This window comes from Myxococcus virescens, assembly GCF_900101905.1.
Taxonomy (GTDB): domain Bacteria; phylum Myxococcota; class Myxococcia; order Myxococcales; family Myxococcaceae; genus Myxococcus; species Myxococcus virescens.
Genome location: NZ_FNAJ01000010.1, coordinates 86,581 through 104,606 on the forward strand (window position 1 = coordinate 86,581; position 18,026 = coordinate 104,606).

14 protein-coding genes are annotated in these 18,026 nt (G+C 70.2%); 7 read left to right on the forward strand and 7 right to left on the reverse strand.

Going from position 1 to position 18,026, the window contains the following annotated elements:
- Positions 1 to 75: 75 nt before the first annotated feature.
- The 4 genes from BLU09_RS25920 to BLU09_RS25935 all read left to right on the forward strand — a co-directional run bounded on the left by BLU09_RS25920 (position 76) and on the right by BLU09_RS25935 (position 4,299).
- Positions 76 to 1,770 (forward strand): dipeptidyl-peptidase 3 family protein, encoded by a 1,695-nt coding sequence (locus tag BLU09_RS25920; protein WP_090492172.1) that lies wholly within the window; start codon positions 76 to 78, stop codon positions 1,768 to 1,770.
- 79 nt (positions 1,771 to 1,849) lie between these two features.
- Positions 1,850 to 2,638, forward strand: a complete 789-nt coding sequence (locus BLU09_RS25925) for a fatty acid desaturase (RefSeq protein ID WP_090492173.1) — start codon at positions 1,850 to 1,852, stop codon at positions 2,636 to 2,638.
- 33 nt (positions 2,639 to 2,671) lie between these two features.
- The gene (gene msrP / locus BLU09_RS25930) at positions 2,672 to 3,661 is read left to right on the forward strand and encodes a protein-methionine-sulfoxide reductase catalytic subunit MsrP (RefSeq protein ID WP_090492174.1); all 990 of its coding nucleotides are present in this window, start codon (positions 2,672 to 2,674) and stop codon (positions 3,659 to 3,661) included.
- Positions 3,662 to 3,672: 11 nt separating this feature from the next.
- Positions 3,673 to 4,299: a protein-methionine-sulfoxide reductase heme-binding subunit MsrQ gene (locus BLU09_RS25935; protein WP_090492175.1), complete on the forward strand. Its 627-nt coding sequence runs from the start codon at positions 3,673 to 3,675 to the stop codon at positions 4,297 to 4,299.
- Positions 4,300 to 4,329: 30 nt separating this feature from the next.
- On the opposite strand, the gene BLU09_RS25940 is transcribed toward BLU09_RS25935, so the two are convergent.
- From BLU09_RS25940 to BLU09_RS25955, 4 genes are all read right to left on the reverse strand, one after another.
- Complete coding sequence (locus BLU09_RS25940) at positions 4,330 to 4,806, reverse strand: response regulator (RefSeq protein ID WP_090492176.1); 477 nt, start codon at positions 4,804 to 4,806, stop codon at positions 4,330 to 4,332.
- Between the two features lie 86 nt (positions 4,807 to 4,892).
- Positions 4,893 to 6,107 (reverse strand): hypothetical protein, encoded by a 1,215-nt coding sequence (locus BLU09_RS25945; RefSeq protein WP_090492177.1) that lies wholly within the window; start codon positions 6,105 to 6,107, stop codon positions 4,893 to 4,895.
- Positions 6,104 to 8,626: a TonB-dependent receptor plug domain-containing protein gene (locus BLU09_RS25950; RefSeq protein WP_482805279.1), complete on the reverse strand. Its 2,523-nt coding sequence runs from the start codon at positions 8,624 to 8,626 to the stop codon at positions 6,104 to 6,106. Before BLU09_RS25950 ends, BLU09_RS25945 begins: the two co-directional genes overlap by 4 nt.
- Positions 8,623 to 10,245, reverse strand: coding sequence for a serine/threonine protein kinase (locus tag BLU09_RS25955; protein WP_090492179.1), 1,623 nt, complete (start codon positions 10,243 to 10,245; stop codon positions 8,623 to 8,625). The genes BLU09_RS25950 and BLU09_RS25955 overlap by 4 nt, the downstream gene beginning before the upstream one ends.
- 269 nt (positions 10,246 to 10,514) lie before the next feature.
- Here BLU09_RS25955 and BLU09_RS25960 point away from each other — a divergent pair, with 269 nt between their 5' ends.
- Positions 10,515 to 11,384 carry a cobalamin-binding protein gene (locus tag BLU09_RS25960; RefSeq protein ID WP_090492180.1) on the forward strand — a complete coding sequence of 290 codons (870 nt, stop codon included), beginning with the start codon at positions 10,515 to 10,517 and terminating at the stop codon, positions 11,382 to 11,384.
- On the opposite strand, the gene BLU09_RS25965 is transcribed toward BLU09_RS25960, so the two are convergent.
- Positions 11,381 to 12,643 carry an endonuclease gene (locus BLU09_RS25965; protein WP_090492181.1) on the reverse strand — a complete coding sequence of 421 codons (1,263 nt, stop codon included), beginning with the start codon at positions 12,641 to 12,643 and terminating at the stop codon, positions 11,381 to 11,383. The two genes, BLU09_RS25960 and BLU09_RS25965, sit on opposite strands and share 4 nt — an antisense overlap.
- Positions 12,644 to 12,778: 135 nt before the next feature.
- On the opposite strand from BLU09_RS25965, the gene BLU09_RS25970 reads away from it, so the two are divergent.
- Entirely contained in the window at positions 12,779 to 14,563 is a 1,785-nt protein-coding gene (locus tag BLU09_RS25970) for a BamA/TamA family outer membrane protein (RefSeq protein ID WP_244172028.1), read from the forward strand.
- A gap of 13 nt (positions 14,564 to 14,576) precedes the next feature.
- Here the strand turns inward: BLU09_RS25970 and BLU09_RS25975 are convergent, their stop codons facing one another.
- Complete coding sequence (locus tag BLU09_RS25975; protein WP_090492183.1) at positions 14,577 to 15,353, reverse strand: UPF0489 family protein; 777 nt, start codon at positions 15,351 to 15,353, stop codon at positions 14,577 to 14,579.
- A gap of 120 nt (positions 15,354 to 15,473) precedes the next feature.
- Here BLU09_RS25975 and BLU09_RS25980 point away from each other — a divergent pair, with 120 nt between their 5' ends.
- Positions 15,474 to 17,678, forward strand: a complete 2,205-nt coding sequence (locus BLU09_RS25980) for a S9 family peptidase (RefSeq protein WP_090492184.1) — start codon at positions 15,474 to 15,476, stop codon at positions 17,676 to 17,678.
- Positions 17,679 to 17,781: 103 nt separating this feature from the next.
- On the opposite strand, the gene BLU09_RS25985 is transcribed toward BLU09_RS25980, so the two are convergent.
- Complete coding sequence (locus BLU09_RS25985) at positions 17,782 to 17,988, reverse strand: cold-shock protein (protein WP_011555986.1); 207 nt, start codon at positions 17,986 to 17,988, stop codon at positions 17,782 to 17,784.
- Between the last annotated feature and the right edge of the window lie 38 nt (positions 17,989 to 18,026).

An 18,026-nucleotide genomic window follows, 5' to 3' on the forward strand; every position in this document is an offset into this window, starting at 1 on the left:
GAAATGTGGGACGGTGGGTTTTCAGATGTGAGGACCGCTGGGAGGGCGGGCCCGGGTTGGAGTAGGGAAGGGGACATGAACCGTACCCTCCTGTCCCTGCTCGGCGCGGCGATGCTGTCGGGCGCCGCCACCGCCGCGGAGAAGACGCCCCCTGCCCGTTTCCCGGATGCCGCGGAGCTCCAGCGCCTGACGGCGCGCTTCGCCCCGGTGGAGCTCCGGGTGGACCTGAAGGCGCTGCCGGAGTCCGAGCGCCGCGCCCTGGCCCGCATCGTCCAGGCCTCGAAGCTGATGGACGCGCTCTTCCTGCGTCAGCGGTGGGCGGGCAACGAGTCGCTGCTGCTGGACCTGGTCCAGGACACGACGCCGCTGGGCCGCGCGCGGCTGCAGGCGTTCCTGTTGGACAAGGGGCCCTGGAACAGCCTCGACGAGGCGCGGCCCTTCATCCCGGGCGTGCCGGCCAAGCCCGCGTCCGCGAACTTCTATCCGGCTGGCGCCACCCAGGCGGAGGTGGAGGCGTGGGTGAAGTCGCTGCCCGAGGCGCAGCAGAAGGAGGCCACCGGCTTCTACACCACCATCCGCCGCGGCACGGATGGCCGCTTCATCACGGTGCCCTACAGCGTGGAGTACCAGGGCGAGCTGGCCCAGGCCGCCGCGTTGCTGCGTGAGGCCGCCGCGCTCACCCAGCAGCCCACGCTGAAGGCGTTCCTCACCTCGCGCGCGGACGCGTTCCTGTCCAACGACTACTACGCCAGCGAGGTGGCGTGGATGGAGCTGGACGCCAGCATCGAGCCCACCATCGGGCCCTACGAGGTCTACGAGGACGAGTGGTTCAACTACAAGGCCGCCTTCGAGGCCTTCGTGGGCGTGCGCGACGACGCGGAGACGCAGAAGCTGGCGAAGTTCAGCGGGCAGCTCCAGGGCCTGGAGAACAACCTCCCCATCGACCCGAAGCTGCGCAACCCGAAGCTGGGCGCGCTGGCGCCCATCCGCGTCATCAACAGCCTGTTCTCCTCCGGTGACGGCAACCGGGGCGTGCAGACGGCCGCCTTCAACCTGCCCAACGACGAGCGGGTGTCGGAGAAGATGGGCTCCAAGCGCGTGATGCTGAAGAACGTGCAGGAGGCCAAGTTCGAGCGCGTGCTGCTGCCCATCGCCAAGGTGGCCCTCACCCCGGCGGACCAGAAGGACGTCTCCTTCGATGCCTTCTTCACGCACATCCTGATGCACGAGCTGATGCACGGCCTGGGGCCCAGCAACATCACCGTGGGTGGCAAGGCCACCACCGTGCGCAAGGAGCTCCAGGCGGCCTCCAGCGCCATCGAAGAGGCGAAGGCGGACATCTCCGGCCTGTGGGCGCTCCAGCGCCTGGTGGACACCGGCGTCATCGACAAGTCGCTGGAGCGCACCATGTACACGACGTTCCTGGCCTCCGCCTTCCGCTCCATCCGCTTCGGCGTGGACGAGGCGCACGGCAAGGGCATCGCCGTGCAGCTCAACCACTTCCTGGACACCGGCGCGGTGAAGGTGAACGCGGACGGCACCTTCTCCGTGGTGCCGGCGAAGATGAAGCAGGCCGTCACCTCGCTGACGAAGCAGCTCATGGAGATTCAGGGCCGAGGCGACCGGAAGGCCGCCGAGGCGCTGCTGGCGAAGCACGGCGTGGTGCGCCCGCCCGTGCAGCGCGTGCTGGAGCGCCTCAAGGGCGTGCCGGTGGACATCGAGCCGCGCTACGTCACCGCGGAGGAGCTGGTACGCGACGTGAAGAAGTAGCCACCGGCCCATTGCCCCGCCCCGCCGCCTGGGCATTTCCCATGCGCGGCGGGCCGGCGATGGCCAGAAAGCAGGAGAGATGGAGACTTCCGCCCGCCAACTCCGTCCAGCGCCGCCCGGTCCCTGGGGCGTCGTCATCGCGCTCGTCATCATGGGCGCGTGGGGTGGGCACCTTGCCTGGGCGCTGACACGCGCGGAGCTGCCGTGGGTGGAGCCGCTCACCTGGCTGCACGTCGCTCTCCAGGCCTGGCTGTGCACGGGCCTCTTCATCACCGGCCACGACGCCATGCACGGCACGGTGTCCGGCCGGCGCTGGGTGAACGAGGCCGTGGGCACGGTCGCCTGCTTCCTCTTCGCGGGGCTGTCCTACCGGCGGCTGGTGGTGAACCACCGTGCCCACCATGCCCGACCCACGAGCGAGGCGGACCCGGACTTTTCCATCCACAGCCAGTCCTTCTGGCCGTGGCTGGGCACCTTCATGGCCCGCTACACCACGCTGCCCCAGCTGGGGGTGATGGCGGCCAAGTTCAACGTGCTGCTCTTCCTGGGCGTCTCCCAGCCACACATCCTCGGCTATTGGGTGCTGCCCTCGGTGCTGGGCACGCTGCAGCTCTTCTACTTCGGCACCTACCTGCCGCACCGGCGCCCGGAGACGCCGGACATGGCCCCGCACCACGCGCGCACGCTGCCGCGCAATCACCTGTGGGCCCTGCTGTCGTGCTTCTTCTTCGGCTACCACTGGGAGCACCACGAGTCCCCGGGCACGCCCTGGTGGCGGCTGTGGCGCCTGAAGGACGCCCGTGCCCGTGAGGCCGCGCTGACGCAGAGCGCCGGGACGCTCCCGGGACAGGAAGGCACTGCCCGGTAACGCGCGGGCGGCTTGGGCCGTTATACAGGGGCCATGCGCGACAAGCCGCCCGCTGAGCCGCCCAGCTCCGAAGTCACCCCCGAGAAGACGTACCTGCGCCGGCGCGAGCTGCTGAAGAACGCGGGCCTCTTCGCGGGCACGGCCGTCGCCGTCGCCGGAGGGCTGCACCTGCTGGGCCGCAAGCAGACGCGCCCCATGGACCGCTTCGTCCCGGACGCGGGGCTGGTGGAGCAACCGGTGGCGCAGGCGATGGGCCCCTTCGACACGGACGAGCCGCGCACGCCCTACGAGGACGTCACCACCTACAACAACTTCTACGAGTTCGGCTTCGACAAGAGCGACCCGGCCCGCTTCGCGCACACGCTGAAGCCGAGGCCGTGGAGCGTCGTCATCGACGGCGAGGTGCACCAGCCTCAGACGGTGGACGTCGAACAGCTCACGTCCTGGTTCTCCCTGGAGGAGCGCGTCTACCGCATGCGCTGCGTGGAGGCCTGGTCCATGGTGATTCCGTGGCTGGGCTTCCCGCTGGCGGCGCTGCTCCAGCGCGTGGAGCCCACCAGCCACGCGAAGTACGTCGCCTTCACCACGCTGCTGGACCCGGAGCAGATGCCGGGCCAGCGCCGCGCCCTGTTGGATTGGCCGTACACGGAAGGACTGCGCCTGGACGAGGCGATGAACCCGCTCACGCTGCTGGCCACGGGGCTCTACGGCCGGCAGCTGCCCAACCAGAACGGCGCGCCGCTGCGGCTCGTGGTTCCTTGGAAGTATGGCTTCAAGGGCATCAAGTCCATTGTCCGCATCCGCCTCACGCGGGAGGAACCCATGACGACGTGGCGCCTGTCCGCGCCGCGCGAGTATGGCTTCTACGCCAACGTGAATCCTTCCGTGCCCCATCCGCGCTGGAGCCAGGCCAGCGAGCGCCGCATCGGTGACTTCGAGCGCCGCCCCACGCTGCCCTTCAACGGCTACGCGGAGCAGGTGGCCCATCTCTACACCGGCATGGACCTGCGCCGGTTCTACTGAGTCCCCGCGCCATGGCCTCGTCTCCGTCTCCCTGGCTCAACCCCGCGCTCGTCGTGGGGGGCCTGTCTCCGCTGCTGATGCTCGCCATTCAGGGCCCTCGGGGCGAGCTGGGGCCCAACGCGATTGAAGCCGCGCTCCACCAGACGGGGCTGCTGGCGCTGGTGCTGCTGGTGGCCTCGCTGACGTGCACGCCGTTGCGGCTGGTGGCGGGGTGGACGTGGCCCGCGCGCGTGCGCCGCACGTTGGGCCTCTTGGCCTTCACCTACGCGGTGGCGCACTTCCTCGTGTACGCGGTGCTGGACCAGGGGCTGGCGTGGGGCGCGCTGTGGGCGGACGTCACCGAGCGCCCCTTCATCACCGTGGGCTTCGCCGCGCTGGTGCTGCTGGTGCCCCTGGCCGTGACGTCAACGAACCGGTGGGTGCGGCGGCTGGGCTTTCCGCGCTGGCAGCGCCTGCACCGGCTGGCCTACGTGGCCGCGGCGCTGGGCGTGGTGCACTTCGTGTGGCGCGTGAAGAAGGACGTCACCGAGCCGCTCATCTACGGCGCGGTGCTGGCGCTCCTGCTGGCCATCCGCGTGGGTGAAGCCATGCGAAAACGCCGGGCCCGCGCCGCTGCGGCGGCCCGGAACCCGGCGTGAGTGAAGCGGCGCCCAGAGGGGCGCGGCGCGCTACTTGCGCGGCAGCGGGAGGATGGTGTCCACCAGCGTCATGAGCTGCGCGCAGCTCACCGGCTTGCGGACGAAGGCGCTGATGCCGGCCTTCTGGCCCAGCGCGCGCACCTCCGCCACGTTCGGGTCGCCCGTCATCATCAGGATGGGCACCTTGGCCAGACGTGGGTTGGCGCTGGCGCGAATCTGCGCGGCGAAGTCCGCGCCGTTCATCCCATCCATGTGGAAGTCCGTGAGGACCAGGTCCACCGGCTCCGCTTCCGACACCTTGAGGCCTTCCTCGGCGGACTCCGCTTCGAGGAACTCGAAGTTGCGAGCCATGAGGTAGATCTTCAGCAGCGTGCGGATGGAGCGGCTGTCATCCACCAACAGCACGCGCTGCGGAGCCGTGCCCGCGGCGGGGCGCGCGCCCAGGGGGCGGGTCGTCTCCGTCGTGCTGCGGAGGGGGAGGGGCTCGGGGAGGGTTCCGGCCTTCATCGGATCATCAACCTCAATTGGGGCAGTTCCCCGGGGAACGGCGATCATGTTGGCGGATGGAGCGTCCGAAGTCAAAGCACCGCCACTCAGGGAACCTCCAGGAAGAAAGCCTGACTTTCCACAGCAGGAAGCCCCAGTCCAGACGCGAGGGCGGGTGCCAGTTCATTGGGCACACGCCATGTCTGTCCACTGGGTTGGATCAACACCACCGCGTAGCGACCTCGGGGCAGCTCACGCAGCGGAACGGGGTTGGTAGGTACCCGGGCATCCAGCGCCTGGGGGCGCACTTCCACCACCAGCTCCGGAACGACGGCGCCCTCCATGCGAGGGTTGCCGTTCTCGTCGGTGAGCGCGGCGGTGATGCTGTCTGGCACCAGGCGCGCGTTGAGCACGACGACATCCGGTACGCCGTCCTGGGAACCATCGGCGAGGGCGTAGTCCACGCCGGTGTCATCCGGGATGCCATCACGGTCCAGGTCGTTCTCGTCCACCAGGTTGCTGGCGTCGTCCGCCAGCTTGCGCACCACCACGCGCGGCCAGAAGCCATCGGGGGTGCCGTCGTTGTCTGCGTCCTGGTAGCTGACGGCGAAGCCTTCCGGGCGCTGGTCCACCGCGCCGTCGTGGATGGACAGCGGCTGGAGGCGCAGCTGCTTCACCGAGCTGCCCAACTGCCCGTCACCCTGCACCACCTGGAACGCGGGCCGGTCCCTCAGCACGCTCGCGGTGTCGGAGAAGCTCACCGCCACGCCGGTGAGGGGCTGCGGCTGGCCGTCCGCGTCCGCCACGACTTCCACCGTGAGCGGTCTGCCGGTCGCGTCCACCGCCGCGCCACCCACGTCGCCCGCGTTGGGCTCGCTGGTGACGCCGTACCAGGGGTTGAAGTCGGACCGGCGGCAGTCCGCGCCCGCGTCCGAGCCGCAGCCGTTCGCGTCGATGAAGCCGCGGAGCATGTAGCGGCCCTCGGGCACCAGGCTGAAGCTGAAGGGCGCGACGAAGGGGCCGGGTGTGTCATTTGCCAGCGCCGGGCCGAAGAGCTGCTCGGCGGAGACGACGGTGAAGGTGAGGGGGCGGCCGGTGCCCTGCGGCGGCGGAGGCCGGTCCGCGTCGTAGAGGAACACCACCGCGTTGCCGCGCGCGCGTGACTGCACCACCAGGTTGCCGTCGATGCGCGCGTTGCGCGTGTTCTGCCGCACGTCGGCGGTGGGCACCACGGGCGGTGCATCGCAGCCGAGCCCGATGACGGTTGCGAGGGCGAGGCCACCAGCGGCCCGCTTCCAGGAGGACAGGGTGGGGCGGCTCATGGAGTCACCGTCAGGGTCGCGTAGACGCGCCGCTCGATGCGATTGCCAAAGGGGTGCTGGGAATGTGCGCCGCCCAGGTGGCTGCCCACCAGCGCGACGGTGACGGTGTCCTTGACGGCCATGTAGCCCACGCGCGCGTTCACCACGGTGTAGGCGCGCAGCGGGTTGGACACCAGTTCGATGCGCGTCGGGTCCGCGGCGGCGGGCTCGCGCTCAATCCACGTGGAGGCGGAGGTGTAGGCCGCGTCCACGCCGAACTCCAGGTCCGCGCGCGAGCGGTAGGTGAGGCCGCCGTACAGCCGGAACTGCGGCGCCTGGTTGCACGGGCCGCACTCGGCCGCCGACTCGCGGTCCGACGTCACGTCCTGCAGCGACGCGCTCAACTTCAGGCCCAGGCCGTCCACCGGCGCCAGGGTGACGCCCGCTTCGGCGCCGCGCGCGGTGTAGATGGCGTCCTCGTTCTGGAAGGACGAGCTGCCCAGCAGGTACGAACCGGTGCCCGGGTCATACGACTGGCCCGGCGGCAGCCGCGACACCCCGGACAGACCGATGAGGTCTCTCACCGTGTTCTGGTACACGGCCACGTCCAGGTCGATGCCCAGCTCCGGGGACTCGCCGCGCCAGCCCAGCTCGAAGGCGGTGAGGCGCTCGGGGCGCAGTTGCTGATTGCCGGTGGTGAGCGTGCTGACGCCGTTGATGCCCGGCACGGGCACCGTCAGCTGCGTGTAGCTCTCCAGGAACGTGGGCTCGCGGAAGGCGGAGGCCGCGCTCGCGCGGAAGGCGTGGTTTTCAAAAGGCTTGAACAGCGCGGAGATGCGCGGCGAGTGCGCCAGGCCCGGGCTGCCCAGGTTGAGCAGCGGGTGCCGGTCCACGCGGTAGCTGGCCACCAGCGCCAGGGGCTCCACGATGCGCCACTCGTCCTGGACGAAGAAGGCCGCGTGCACCTGCTCGCGCAGCGGGCCCAGGTAGTCTCCCCAGTCCACGCGCTTGAGGCGGCCCTCCACGCCGATGTTGAGCTGGTGCGTGCCCGCGAGCTCGAAGTCGCGCGCGAAGAGCAACTCGGCGTTGAAGAGGTTGGAGTTGAGCGACGTCACCAGCGAGCGCTGGCCCGTGGCTTCATACTGGGGACCCGCGTCGCTGGAGATGTGGTTCCAGAACGTCTTCAGCTTCAGCGGCCCCAGCTCCACGTCGCCCTTGGCGAAGGCGTTGACGCCGTCGATGAAGTAGTTGCGCAGCAGGCCCGGCGGGTAGATTTCCGTGGTGAAGCGATTCACGCCGCCGGACAGGCCCACCTGGCGCCCTTCGGCGAAGGTGTACACGGCGGACAGCGACGCGCGCGCGCCGCGAGCGCCCAGGTCCGGGTCGGGGCCGCGCAGCGTCACGTCCGGCAGGCCGCTGGCGTAGTCCCGGCTCCACTTGTCCGTCTGCGAATAGCCCGCCGCCGCCCGGTAGCGCATCGCGCCCGAGCCGCCGTGGCTGACGAAGGAGCCCGCGGCGGTGTTGCCGGTGCCGCCGGTGACGTGGAACTGCGCGCGCGGTCCGGTGCCGGGCGCACGGGTGATGATGTTGACCACGCCGAGCATGGCGTTGGCGCCGTACAGCGCACTGCCCGGGCCGCGGATGACCTCGATGCGCTCAATCTCCTCCAGGCCGATGGGGATGGAGGACCAGATGGTGAGGCCCAGGAAGTCCTGGTACTCCGTGCGGCCGTCCACCAGCACCAGCACCTTGTTGGCGATGCGTTGGTTGAAGCCGCGCAGCGACACGTTGGCGCTGCCCACGCCCAGGGCCATGACGTCCGCGCCGGGCACGCGCCGCAGCAGCTCCGGCAGCGACGTGGCGCCCGACAGGCGGATGTCCTCGGCGGTGATGACGGTGGTGGCGTTGGGCGCGTCCAACGAGGACTGCGCGCGGCGGCTCGCCGTCACCACGCGCTCTTCGTAGGGCACCGCGCCCAGGTCCACGCCGCCGGCCGTGTCGTCCGTATTGGCGGAGGCGACCCCGGTGGGCGTCAGGCCGGGAATGGTGGCGCTCCCCACGGGCATGGCCTCGGCCCGTTCAATGGCCTTCTCCAGCCGCTCCAGCAGCGCGCTCAGCTGCTGCTGCGACTGCATGCCCGCGGGGGGCGGCGGCATGGGCAACGACGACGGGTCCTGCGCGGCGGCGGCCTGCGCTTCCTCGGCCTTCAGCTTCTCCTCCAACGCGGCCACCGTGGGCAGCACGGAGGCCGCGTCCGGCGGATTGCTGGCGAGGTAGCGCTGGTACACCTCCAGCGCCGCCTTCGACCGGCCCGAGTCCTGGTAGGCGCGGGCGATGTTGAAGAGGACGTTGGGGTGCGGCTTGATGGCGTAGGCGGCTTCGAGCTCGGCGATGCCCGCGTCGTACTGCTTCTGGGCGATGAGGCTCATGCCGCTGCGGAAGTGGCGGCGGGCCTCAAGGCGGGCGTCCGCCAGGGCTTCCCCCGCGCACAGACACATCGCGAGGAGGCCCGCTCGTTTGAGGGCTGTCAGGGTTTTCAATTGTACGGGTCGTCCTTGTAGGGCGACGAGTCTGGGGCCTTTCCAGGCCGCGTGCTCGCCTTCTTCTTGGGCTGGAGCTTCTGCGTGAAGCGCTCTTCGGGGCCCGCGCCCCTGGCGACGGCGCGGGCGCGCTGGTAGCCGTCCAGGGTGAAGGTCAGCGCCGCTTCCGCGACGCCGCTGGCATTCGGAGCCACCTCGAGGTTCAGGGGCGTCTCGCCCAGGTCCTTCCCCTGGTACGTCACGCGCGCGCCCATGGGGTCGCTGACGATGAGGAAGCGCACCGGCTTCACTGTGGGGCGCGTCAGCGGAGCCAGGGCCAGCTCCTCGTCGGACGCACCCTCCACGGACTCCGCGGGCGGGAGGGCGGCCGCGGGCGCGTTGGCTTCGGGCACGGCCTGGGCGGTGGCGGGCGGTGGCGGTGGGACGATGGGCTCGGCGGGCGGGGTGGGGCGCGTCGCCATCACCAGGGCCACGCCCAGGCCCACCAGCAGCGCGCCGCCGCCGAGGATCATCCCCAGCGGCTTGCGGCCCTTGACCGGCGCCTCCTCCACGGAGATGTCCAGCGCCACGGTGGCGGGACCGGAGCCGGCCGCGCCGTGGGGGCCGCTGCCGTGGGGCCCGCTGATGGGGCCGCTGCCACCGACGCCGCTGATGCCCGCGCCCGCGAAGCGTGCGCCACTGAAGGCGCCACTGACGCCCACCGTGGACATGGTGCGGCGCATGGCCTCCATCACCTCGTCCATGGACTGGTAGCGCTCCGGTGGCGTCTTGGCCAGGCACTTCATCACCAGGGCCTCCACCTCTCCGGGGATGCCATGGTTGGGGTAGAGCGAGCCGAAGGCGGGCGGCAGTTCGTTGATGTGCTTGACGATGACGTCGATGCTCTGCGCGGCCAGGAAGGGCGGCCGCCCCATCAGCATCTGATAGAGCACCACGCCCAGGCTGTACACGTCACTGCGCGGGTCGGCGACGTTGCGCGCCTGCTCCGGCGCCATGTACTGCGGCGAGCCCAGGATGATGCCCGCCTGCGTGATGGACGTGTCCTGGGACACGGGCGCCGCGTCGCCGATGAAGGACTTCACCAGGCCGAAGTCGAGCACCTTCACCACGTCGTGGTCCGTCTCCTGATTGAGGACCATGACGTTGGCGGGCTTGAGGTCGCGGTGGATGAGGCCGACCTTGTGCGCCTCGCGCAGCGAGCGGGCGATCTGCTGGGTGATGTTGAGCGCGCGCGGCCACGGCAGCGGACCCATCTGCGTGAGGAGCTGGCCCAGCGTCAGCCCCTCCAGGTACTCCATGGCGATGTAGTAGATGCCGTCTTCCGTCTTGCCGTAGTCGATGACGGTGACGGTGTTCGGGTGGCGCAGCTTCGCGGTGACGCTGGCCTCCAGGAAGAAGCGCTTCTGGAAGCCCGGGTCCTTGCCCTCTCCGTACTGCGGGTTGAGCACCTTGAGCGCCACCAGCCGGTCCAGCGGTGACTGCACGGCCTTGTAGACGCGGCCCATGCCTCCGGCGCCAAGCGTCTCCAGGATGCGGAAGCGCTCGTTCAGGACCCGGCCCAGCATCGGGTCCGCGACGTCGGGGGGGGCGCCATTCGTCGGGGCGTTGCTCTCCATCATGACTGCCCCCACCGACCGGTGAGGCACGTGACACGCCGGTCGAACATGAGGGCAGATGCTAACACTGCAATCGTCCACCTCCCAAGCGACCTGCCGGGTTGGCGCAGTGCGCCACCGGCCGAGAATCCGGCTCGGGCGCGACAACGTTTCACAGGTGACACACGTGCGCCGTGTCGTGACTGGGAGTGCGGAGAAAGCCCGGTCCACGCGCGCGGACGCGTGCTACGGACACGTAGCGCGGCGGTGGCCGCGTTAGGGTGCGGCCCCGTATGAATGCCCGCCTGTCCGAGCTGCTCTCCGGTGCGCCGCCCTATCCCCGCCGCGTCGTGTGCCTCACCGAGGAGACGACGGAGGTGCTCTACCGCCTGGGCGCGGAGGAACTGGTGGTGGGCGTGTCCGGCTTCACCGTGCGTCCGCCCCAGGCGCGCAAGAAGCCGCGGGTCAGCTCGTTCCTGGACGCGAACTTCGAGCGCATCCTGGAGCTGAAGCCGGACCTGGTGCTGGGCTTCTCCGACTTGCAGGCGGACATCGGCCGCGAGCTGGCGAAGCGGGGCGTGCCTGTCTACCTGTTCAACCAGCGCTCGCTCGCGGAAATCCTGCAGTCAGTGCGGCTGACGGGCGCGCTGGTGGGGCGGCCGGAGGCCGCGGAGGCGCTGGCCACCGAGCTGACCGCGAACCTGGAGCGGCACGCGGACGCGGCGGAGTCGCTTCCACGTCGGCCGCGCATCTTCTTCGAGGAGTGGCATGAGCCGCTCATCTCCGGCATCCGCTGGTGTTCGGAGCTGGTGGAGCTGGTGGGCGGCGTGGACGTGTGCCGGGAGTCACGCGCGTCGCAGGGGGCGCAGGGCCGCATCTTCGCGCCGGAAGAGGTGGCGCGGCGCGACCCGGAGGGCGTCATCGCCAGCTGGTGCGGGCGCAAGGCGAAGCGGGAGAAAATCGTCGCCCGCCCCGGGTGGACCGGGGTCCGGGCGGTGGTGGATGACCAGCTCTACGAGGTGAAGAGCTCGCTCATCCTCCAGCCGGGGCCAGCCGCCCTGTCGGACGGCGTGGACCGGCTGGCGAAAATCGTCGCGGCGGTGGCGCGGGGCGAGAAGCTGCCGCCCCTGCGCGCTGGGGAACTGCGCTCCGCGGGGGCCTAGAAGTCCTTCACGCGGTCCGCGAGCGCCGAGTCCTCGACGAAGGCGTTGGAGTTGCCCTGGATGGTGGCGATGCGGCGGTTGCGCTCGATTTCGGCGGCGTCCACCGTGTCGAGCTTGTTCCACGCCTTGAGCGCCGCCTCCTCGTCGTTGGGGATGGCCTTGTTGTAGGTGGCGGAGAAGTAGAACATCGCGCGCGCCACGTTGCCCTTGTGGGCGTCGGGCGGCTCGAAGACCATGTTGCCGCGCGCGTCGGTGCCCAGCTTGGCGCCGTTCTGGCTCCACCGCACGTTGACCACTTCGCCGAACGGGAAGCTGCTGCGCCGGGAGTTGGCCTTGCTGTCGGTGGGGTAGAGGTGGTGCAGGTCGCTCTTCGCCGCGCCCGTGGCGCCCTTCGACTGGGGCCAGGTGTGCTCGGTGTTCATCACCGAGTTGTTGGGAATCTTGCCGCCTTTGACTTCGGCGCCCGTGTAGACGCAGACGACGTTGCCGTCCTCGTTCACGTCCAGGCTGGAGAACATCAGCCGGCGGGCCTCGTTGTAGCTGACCACCTTCTTGCCGGACGCGTAGTCCTGGAGCGCGTCCAGCAGCGCGCCGTCGCGCAGGCCCTCGAAGAGGCCACCTTCGGGCTCTTCCGGCGCTTCGGGCTCCGTCACCGGCGTCTGCGGGGCGATGTCCAGGCCCCACGACTTCAGCGTGCCGGTGTCGCCGCGCGCCGCGTCCTGCACTTCCAGCGTCCAGGTGCCCTTCGTGGGCTCGCCCTTGAACGCGGACAGGTCGAAGGCGCCCGTCAGGTCATCCGACGAGCCTCCCTTGCGGTTCGACACCACCGCGCTCTTGCCGGACGGCGAGGTCAGCGTCACCTTCAGGTCGCCCCGGTAGGTGTGCTCGATGTCCAGGTTGAGCTTGAGCGACTCCACCGTGGCGTCCTCGGGGACGTCGATGGTGCTCTCGATGGTGGTGTGGTCCTTGATGTCCGCGTTGGGACTCGTGCTGTGGACCAGCGACGCCGCCCGTGTACCGGCCGCGGCCTTCGGGTGGGAGGCCGCCGCCTGCGTCGCGGTGGGCGTCTGGGGAACGAAAACGGCGCCGAGCTTCGTCAGCATCGAAGGCGTGGTGCCCTCGAGTCCCGGCCGCGCGGGCTGGAACGAGCTGGTGGCCGCGGAGGAGGTCGTCCGGGGGGAGGACGTCGTCTCACGGGCGGTTTCGGTGGTCGGGCGAGCGGAGAGGGGCGAGCGGCGGGGGCCGACGACGCTGGTCATGCCGTCATTATCCACCCAGTGGGCTTCGCGGTTGCTTCCCCCATGTATATTTTCGACGCGACCGTGAAAGCTGGAAATCCAGCGATGTAACAGAGCGCGGCATTGTCCAGGGGCAATGCCGCGGCTCATGACAGGATGCCTTGCGTGCCGCTTTCGCTGCCTGCGTTGCTCGTCGCCACGTCTCTCGCGGCCGCGCCTTCCTCGTCGGAAGCGTCGTCTGACGCGCCGGCGCAGGGGCTCGCGTCGGCCATCGACAACTACGAGGACGCGCTGATTGACGAGGCCCTGGCCCGGCATGGACGGGTGCTGGAGCCGGCGCCGGAGGGCAAGATTCTGGAAGAGGTGTTGGTGGCCACCGAGAACGTGGTGGCCGAAATCGACCCCTTCCCGGACTTCCTCAACATCTTCCATGCCCGGACGCGGGACGACGTCGTCCGGCGCGAGGTGCTGCTCCAGGTGGGGGCGCCGTACTCGGAGGTGCTCGCCCAGGAGACGGCGCGCAACCTGCGCGGGCTGCGCCTGTTCTCCATGGTCCGCCTGGTGGCGGTGAAGGGGCGCACGCCGGACTCGGTGGCGCTGATGGCCGTCACCAAGGACATCTGGTCGCTGCGGCTCAACAGTGACTTCGCGGCGGTGGGCTCGCTGCTCCAGTATTTGAAGTTGCAGGGCACGGAGCAGAACTTCCTGGGGCGCGGCAAGCGCATCGCCGTGGACTTCGTGCTGCGGCAGGACACCCTCAGTCTGGGGCAGAGCTACACCGACCCGCGCGTGCTGGGCAGCCGCTGGTCGCTGAGCGAGTCCATCGCCGTCATCCACGGGCGGGAGACGGGCAAGACGGAGGGCTCGCGCGGCAACTTCGCGGTGAGCCGGCCGTTGTACTCGCTGTCCACGCCGTGGAGCGCCAGCGCCTCCGTGTCCTGGAACGTGGAGACCAGCCGTGTCTACCGGGGCGCGTCCATCTGGCAGCTGCCATTCCCAGGCGGGCCCGCGGTGCCCTACATCTACCGGACCGAAGAGGTGGTGGGCGGCCTCTCGTACACGCGCTCGATGGGCACCCGCTACAAGTGGAACGTGGGCGGCACGGTGGGGGCCTACCATTACGCCTACGGCGCGCCGCTGGCGTCCGGCCTGTCCCCGGAGCAGTCGGAGTGGTTCAACCGCAACTACCTGCCGCGCGCCGAGGACGCCGGCTACGTCGGCCTGAGCCTGCGCGCCTTCGACGCGCGCTACGAGGTGCTGCGGGACGTGGACTCGTACGTCCTGGCCGAGGACTTCCAGATGGGCCACTGGGTGGCGGCCACCCTGCGCTACGCGCCGCCGGTGTTTGGCGAGCAGAGCCACTTCGTCGAAGGTGGGCTGGCGCTGCGCTACCGCCTGCGGCTGGGGGACACGCTCACCACCGCCTCCCTGTCGGGCGCCGTCCGCCGTCCGCTGGGGCCTGGGGGCGCGTGGACCAACCGGCGCTGGGCGGCGGAGTTGATTGAAGTGTCGCCCAAGGTGCTGGGCGGGCGCTTCGTGGCGCGCGGGCTGCTGGATGTGAATATCGACGACCTGTTCGACCGCATCCACCTGCTGGGCGGCGCCAACGGCCTGCGCGGCGCGGGCGCGGATGCGTACTCCGGCCGGCGGCTCCTGCTCTTCAACCTGGAGTACCGAAGCCGCCCCATCGTCGTGAAGACGGTGCACCTGGGCGGCGTGCTCTTCTGGGACTCGGGCAGCGCCTTCAATGACCGGCCCTCCATGGTGCACACGGTGGGCATGGGCCTGCGGCTGCTCTTCCCGCAGTTCAACGTCCTGCCCTTCCGCGTGGACTTCGGCTACGTGCTCAACGACGCGCGGCCGCCGGTGGGTAGCCGCTTCTCCTTCGCGGGCGGGCAGATGACGGACGTGCGGCCCACCTTCATGGAGACGCCGCTGTAGCGCGCGGCGTGGCTCACGGGGGCTCGGTGCGCAAGAGCTCCCGGAACAGCAGCTGGGCCGCGTCCCGGAACAAGTCCCCGGACGCGAGCAGCCCGCCGCAGTGGTGGGGCTCGCGCGCCAGCGTCAGCGCCACCGTCTTTCGCAGCACCGCGTCCCAGAAGGGCTCCGAGTCCTCTGGAAGCAGGAACTCGCGAATCACCTGTTGGGGCCAGGGGAGCACCGTCGTCGGGTCCGCGTCGCTCAGGGACGTGAAGCAGTCCAGGTCCACGTCCAGCAGCACCCGGCCTGCCGCGTCCAGCACGTCGCGCACGGCGTCGCCGGGGGCAGGGCGGCTGTAGGCCTCCGCCGCCCGGTCCACGGTGGGCACCGCCACCAGCCGGTGCGCGCGGCCCCGCGTGTCCACGTAGGTGTCGCCCGCGAAGGCGCCGCGGGGGCGGGTGCGGGCAATCAGCAGCGCGTCTCCCACCAGCCCCGCCTCCATGGCCGCGAGGATGTGGTCGTAGTTGCGCACGTCCAGCGCCCAGCGGGCATGTTCATCCAGCGCGCGCAGCCCGGCCGTCCGGTCCGGCACGGCCGCGGGGGCCCGGGGCATCACGGTGTCCAGGTGCCGGTCCAGCGTCACCAGCAGGGCGGGGCCCTCCGTGTCGCCCAGGGCGCAGGCCCACGCGGGGAGGGCGAGCCGGTGCGGGTCGAACACGTAGGCATCTCGGGGGCCCCGTCCTCCGCCCAGTCCCAGTCGGATGATGCCGGCAAGGCGCAGGTGCCGCGGGGCGTCGTCTTCCGTTTCCATTGCGTCGGGAATCCTCCAGCACGCCAGGCGTTTGCTCCGGCCGCGAGGCCGCCGAGTGTAGGCTGCCCCGCACCTTTCCACGAAAGGAGCCCCGCCCTTCCCGCGGGGATTCGACGACGCATGCGCCACGTCCTCACCGCCGCGCTCCTGCTTGCGAGCGCTTCGTCCTCCGCCCAGGAGCAGAAGCCCCTGACCATGTCCAAGACGCAGCGGTCGCAAGACCCCTTCCTGCGCCAGTTCTCGGAGACGCGCCGCTTCATGAGCGGCCGGCCCGGCGGCGTGCGCATCTCCCCTGACGAGAAGAGCATCCTCTTCCTGCGCACCCAGCCCACGTCCAACGTGCAGACGCTCTACGCGTTCGACGTGGAGAGCGGGCAGACGCAGGAGCTGCTCACCCCCGAGGCCATCCTCAAGGGCGCCGAGGAGACGCTCACCCCCGAGGAGAAGGCCCGCCGTGAGCGCATGCGCGTCAGCGCCCGGGGCTTCACCAGCTACCAGGTGTCCGAGGACGGCAACCGGCTGCTGGTGCCCCTGTCCGGCCGCCTCTTCGTGGTGGACCGCGCCAGCGGCAAGGTGACGGAGCTGAAGACGGGCCCGGGCACGTTGGATCCGCGCTTCTCCCCGGACGGCAAGCAGGTGTCCTACGTGCGGGACCACGACGTGTACCGCATCGACGTGGCCGCCAACCGCGAGCAGCGCGTCACCAAGGGCGGCACCGAGGCGAAGTCGCACGGCGTGGCCGAGTTCGTCGCCCAGGAGGAGATGGGGCGCTTCACCGGCTACTGGTGGAGCCCGGACGCGAAGTCCATCGCGTACACGGAGGCGGACACGACGGAGGTGGAGAAGCTCACCATCGTCGACGTGATGCACCCCGAGCGCGGCGGCGAGGACTTCGCGTACCCGCGCCCCGGCAAGGCCAACGCCAAGGTGCGCCTGGGCATCACCCCCGTCACCGGTGGGAAGACCGTGTGGGCGCAGTGGGACGCGGCGAAGTACCCGTACCTGGCCACCGTGACGTGGCCCAAGGGTGGTCCGCTCACCGCGCTGGTGCAGAACCGGGAGCAGACCGAGCAGAAGCTGCTCGCGGTGGACCCGCGCACGGGCAAGTCGCGGGAGCTGCTGACGGAGCAGGACGCCGCCTGGCTCAACCTGGAGCAGGTCTTCCCGCTGTGGCTGGAGGATGGCAGCGGCTTCCTCTGGTACACGGAGCGCAACGGCGGCCCGGAGGTGGAGCTGCGCAAGGCGGACGGCGCGCGGGTGCGCACCCTGGTGAAGCCGGACGCGGGCTTCCGCTCGCTGGCGCGCTACATCCAGAAGGATGACACGCTCTACTTCAACGGCGGCCCCAACCCCACGCAGAGCCACCTGTGGCGCGTGAAGGCCGGTGGCGCGCCGGAGAAGGTGACGACGGGGCTCGACATCGAGTCGGGCTCGGTGTCCAAGAGCGGCGGGCTGATGGTGATGAATGGCCAGGGCCTCAAGTCCATGCCCAAGGTGCAGGTGGTGCGCGCGGACGGAACCACCGTGGGCGAGCTGCCCTCGGTGGCGAAGGAGCCGCCCTACACGCCCAACGTGGAGCAGCGGCAGGTGGGCCCCGAGCGCTTCTGGACGTCCCTGGTGCGCCCGCGCGACTTCAAGCCCGGCAAGAAGCTGCCCGTCATCGTCGAGGTGTACGGCGGCCCCACCACCACCGTGGTCCACAAGAGCATGGCCGCGCACCTGATGTCGCAGTGGGTGGCGGACCAGGGCTTCCTCGTGGTGAAGATGGACGGCCGCGGCACCCCGCTGCGCGGCGCGAAGTGGGAGCGCGAGGTGAAGGGCGACTTCTCCGGCGTCACGCTGGAGGACCAGGTCGCCGCGCTCCAGGCGCTGGCCAAGGAAGTCCCGGAGCTGGACTTGTCCCGCGTGGGCATCTCCGGCTGGAGCTTCGGCGGGTACATGTCCGCGCTGGCCGTGCTCAAGCGCCCGGACGTCTTCAAGGCCGGCGTGGCCGGCGCCCCGGTGGTGGACTGGCTGGACTACGACACCCACTACACCGAGCGCTACCTGGGCGTGCCGCAGCAGAACCCGGAGGCCTACGAGAAGAGCTCGCTGCTCACGTACGCCAAGCAGGACAAGCCCATGGGCAAGCTGCTGCTCATCCACGGCACCGCGGACGACAACGTCTACTTCTTCCACACGCTGAAGCTGAGTGACGCGCTCTTCCGCGCCGGCAAGCCGCATGACCTGCTGCCGCTGAGCGGCCTGACGCACATGGTGCCCGACCCGCTCGTCACCGAGCGCCAGTGGGAGCGCGTCATGGACCACTTCAAGCGCAACCTGTAGGCCGCGCGGCCCCAGGGCTTGAAAAACCAGAGGCCCGGTCCCCAGGTGGTGGGGCCGGGCCTCTTGTCATCGGCCAGTCCGGAGGGAGTGGCTGACGGACGCGTTAGCCGGCGGCGCGGACGTTCTGCGCCTGGAGGCCCTTGGGGCCACGGGTGACTTCGAACTCCACCTTCTGGCCTTCGGCCAGGGTGCGGAAGCCGTCCATGTTGATGGCGGTGTGGTGGCAGAACACGTCTTCACCGCCGCCGTCCTGGGTGATGAAGCCAAAGCCCTTCGCGTCGTTGAACCACTTCACGGTACCGGTTGCCATTGCACGTCCTTCAGTCTTGCGGGGCGGCGCGAGGAGAG